Here is a 3,853-nt window from a genome sequence, read left to right as displayed (position 1 = left end):
TTTTCTCAATATTAGGAGCATTGATTTGTATTGCGTTATCAATAAAGATCGCACGTCAGGTTCGTTTTCTTGATGCTCACAAAGAAGCGGTTATTGAAGCAAGGTCCAAGGCAAAGATTAATCAGGACAAACTTCGCGAAAGCATACGTATTCTTTGTTCCTCTATGCTTGACGAGCAGGTTGAGATTTCTGAAGGATGCATGAGGGTCAAGATTCTTTTGGATCATTTGGATGCCCGTCTGCACCATGATGAGGTTCTTGGTGTCTTTAACGAGGTATATGAACGCCTCGAGTCAATGCCTCGCTTTGAAAAGCGCAAGGCCGTAAACCGAAAAATATTAGACAAGCTAGATGAAACACGATTCGCTGTAGAGAATGACTATCGCGAACGTGTTTTGGTAGCTTGTAATACCTTAATGGCTGAAATGCCTTTGCCGAAAAAGGCACAGTGATCGATTCGGCGGCCAAATATTCACTTCAGGTAGAAAAATGTTTAATCGAAAACAGTGCTCAATCAGCACGATATTGCTAGCTACAATTTTGGTCTTTTCCGGGTGTAGTTCTGAATCAAAAACCAGCGTCGATAGCCCACTTAGAACGGTTCGAACGATTAATGCAGGCAGTGCAGATCAATTATCCGGACGCTCTTTTCCGGGTGTCGTAGACGCAAATCAAAAAGCAACTTTGAGCTTCCGTGTCACAGGAAAGCTTGAATCGCTTGTTGGAAAGGAAGGCATGCCCGTGATTCGAGGCCAAGTACTCGCAACGCTTGACGACGATGACTTTCAAATCCAACTTGCTGATGCCCAAGCCACTTACAGCCGAGCAAAGGCCGATTTCGAGCGAGCCGCACAATTAGTCGAACGAGGCCATGTTTCAAAAGCCGATTACGATAAACTGCGCGCCAATGCGGCGAGTGCAAAAGCGAATCTCGATTCAGCTGAAAAACGGGTGGCTTATTCGACCTTGAAGGCGCCATTTTCCGGGCAAATTGCCAAGAGATTTGTCGAAAATTTTCAGGAAGTATCGGCCTCTCAGACTATATTTTTGATTCAAGATCTTTCAAGCCTTGAGGTGAAAGTGGACATTCCATCTTCACTGATGGTCAACTCGTCGAGAGAAAAAGGGTTATTGGACATAAATGCTCAATTTGATGCCATTCCGGAGCGTCAATTCCCACTTTCCGTAAAAGAAATCGCAACCGTCGCGGATGACGTTACTCAGACTTACACCGTGACCTTAACCATGGAAAACGTGGATGGGTATTCCATTCTCCCAGGGATGACGACCACCGTCACCGCAACACCTAAGAAGAATACTGACGATAAAGCGGCTTTGGGAGAGATCGTTGTGCCTAGTCAGAGTGTGATGGGTAACGGCTCAGAAGCGTTCGTTTGGGTCTTAGAGCCAGATCCAGATTCTGATGCTGGCAAAACTGATGTGGGCGTCATAAAGCGTGTAAATGTTGTAGTCGGAGAAGTGCTGCCAACGGGTTTGCAGATTTTGTCAGGCTTGGAGCGTGGAGAAAGTGTTGTTACAGCGGGGATGAGCAAACTCTCTGATGGACAACAAGTGCGTCTTCTGAAAGGACAGTAGTCGTGACTCTTACTAACGCAGCGATCACCAATAACCGAACTACGTGGATTTTATTTGCTGTCTTAATGCTCGCAGGCGTACAAGCATTCAAAGATCTTCCTCGTGCATATGATCCTGGTTTTATTATTCGAGCTGCACAAGTGGTCACTTACTTACCTGGCGCCTCTTCCGATAGAATGGAGGAGCTGGTAACTAACCAGATTGAGCAAGTTGTTCAAGAGATTCCAGAACTTGATTTCGTTACGAGTACGTCAAAGACCGGCGTATCGATTGTTGTTGCGAATATTAAAGAAAACTACACCAGTATGCGGCCGATTTGGGATGACCTGAGACGCAAGATTCAAGCGGTTACCCCGGATCTTCCCGAAGGTATTATTGGGCCAGTAGTCAATGATGAATTTGGCGACGTGTATGGCATTGTGATTGCGTTGACGGCGGAAGGGTATACCTACTCCGAGATGAAGACCATCGCAGACAATGCGCGAGATGATTTATTAAACCTAGAGGATGCTGCAAAGATCGATTTGCTCGGGATTCAGGACGAACGTGTCTTTGTTGAATATGACAACGCAAAACTGACTGAGCTGAACCTCTCTCCCGCTATTTTAAGTTCGATGATAAAAAGTCGGAATATCATTGTTCCGGGTGGCTCTATTGTCATTGGAAATGAACGAATAGAGCTCGAGCCATCCGGAAACTTCGAAACAGTGGATGACATTGGGAATACCATATTACCTATCCCTGGCAGCAAGAATGTTGTGTATTTGAGAGACATCGCCCGAGTTAAATCGGGTTACGTCGATCCGCCCTCATCCTTAGTGCGGTTCAAAGGGGAAGACGCAATTGGTATTGCTATCTCAATGCGTGAAGGCGGCAACAACATAGAGTTGGGTAACCAAGTTCAGCGAGAGCTTGCGCGATTATCCCAAGAGTATCCGATAGGCGTGGATTTCAATGTAGTGAATTTCTCGCCAAAGGAAGTTGATGACAAAGTGAAAGGATTTGTTCTAAACCTTTTGCAGGCAATTGCCGTCGTCGCAGCAGTCATGTTGCTTAGTTTGGGGCTGAGAACTGGATTGATTGTTTCGCTGTTGATTCCGGCTAGCATGCTGGCAGCGCTTTTAGTGATGATCAATTTAGAGATTGGCCTAGATCAGATCTCTTTGGCAGCGCTCATTATTGCACTAGGTATGCTCGTCGATAACGGCATTGTGATGTCGGAAAGTATTTTGGTGCAAATGAAAGAAGGTAAGTCGCCAATGGAGTCGGCGCTTTCTTCCGCGAACGAATTGAAAATGTCTTTGCTAACCTCCTCGCTTACAACAGCGGCAGCGTTTTTACCGATTTACTTGGCTGAATCCGCCGTGGGTGAATTTACGGCGTCACTATTTAAAGTGGTGACAATTACCCTATTGTGCTCTTGGCTTATTTCGATGACGGTCGTTCCGATGCTGTGTGTCCATTTCTTAAAGGTGGATGATCACGTTGGTAGCGAGTCATCGGCATGGCAGCAGCGCTATGAGCGATTTTTACGTGTCTGCTTGCGCTATCGCTCTTTGGTCTTGGTTGGTATTGCCGGCGCTTTTGTCGGAGCGGTATTGCTCATGCAGCAGGTGCCGAAGATATTCTTCCCGCCTTCGGATCGGCTTTACTTCAAAATGGAGGTTGAGTTTCCCATTGGCGCCGATATTGAAGCAACCGCGAGCATGACTGCTCTGTTCGATCGTTTTCTAGAGAAAAACCTAGAGGTCAACGAAGAGCGAGACTCAGGAGTCACGTCTTGGGTTTCTTACATTGGGCAGGGTGGCCCACGCTTTGTGCTCAATCATACTCCAGAGCCCGCTAGCCCAAATTATTCTTTGTTTATCATCAATGTGTCGGATCAGAGTGTTATTGATGAGAGTATGCGCGCGCTAGACGAGTTTGCGATTAATACGTTCCCTGACTTAAAAATCACCCTAAAGCGCATTGAAAACGGTACCCCGGTCAAAAATCCGGTTGAGTATCGATTGTATGCCGATGACGTTGAAACCTTGTTTGAGCGTGCCAACCAACTTAAGGCCAAGATGGCGTCGGTTCCTGAGTTACGCAACATCGTTGATGACTGGGGCATTCAGAGTAAAAAATTCGAGGTTGTCATTGATCAAGCTCGCGCGCGAAGAGCGGGCATTAGCAGTGAGGATATCGCTGTGTCGCTGCAAACCGGCCTCAGTGGTCTGGAGTTGACGGAGTATCGCAGAGGAGAAGATATTATTCC

General features: G+C 46.6%; 3 protein-coding genes. All 3 read left to right on the top strand.

What is annotated here, in order from left to right:
* The coding region (locus tag A3751_RS15310) for a DUF2489 domain-containing protein (RefSeq protein ID WP_156492511.1) at nt 1-452 on the top strand (452 nt) is incomplete at its 5' end.
* A 37-nt stretch (nt 453-489) separates the two neighbouring features.
* Nucleotides 490-1,596 (top strand): efflux RND transporter periplasmic adaptor subunit, encoded by a 1,107-nt coding sequence (locus A3751_RS15305; RefSeq protein ID WP_068457693.1) that lies wholly within the window; start codon nt 490-492, stop codon nt 1,594-1,596.
* A 2-nt stretch (nt 1,597-1,598) separates the two neighbouring features.
* Nucleotides 1,599-3,853, top strand: a 2,255-nt coding sequence (locus A3751_RS15300; RefSeq protein WP_068457691.1) for an efflux RND transporter permease subunit, incomplete at its 3' end; no start/stop codon positions are given.

It is taken from the genome of Oleiphilus sp. HI0080, from assembly GCF_001635135.1.
Note: the sequence above shows the minus strand (reverse complement) of the source record. Positions and strands in the feature narration are given on the sequence as shown.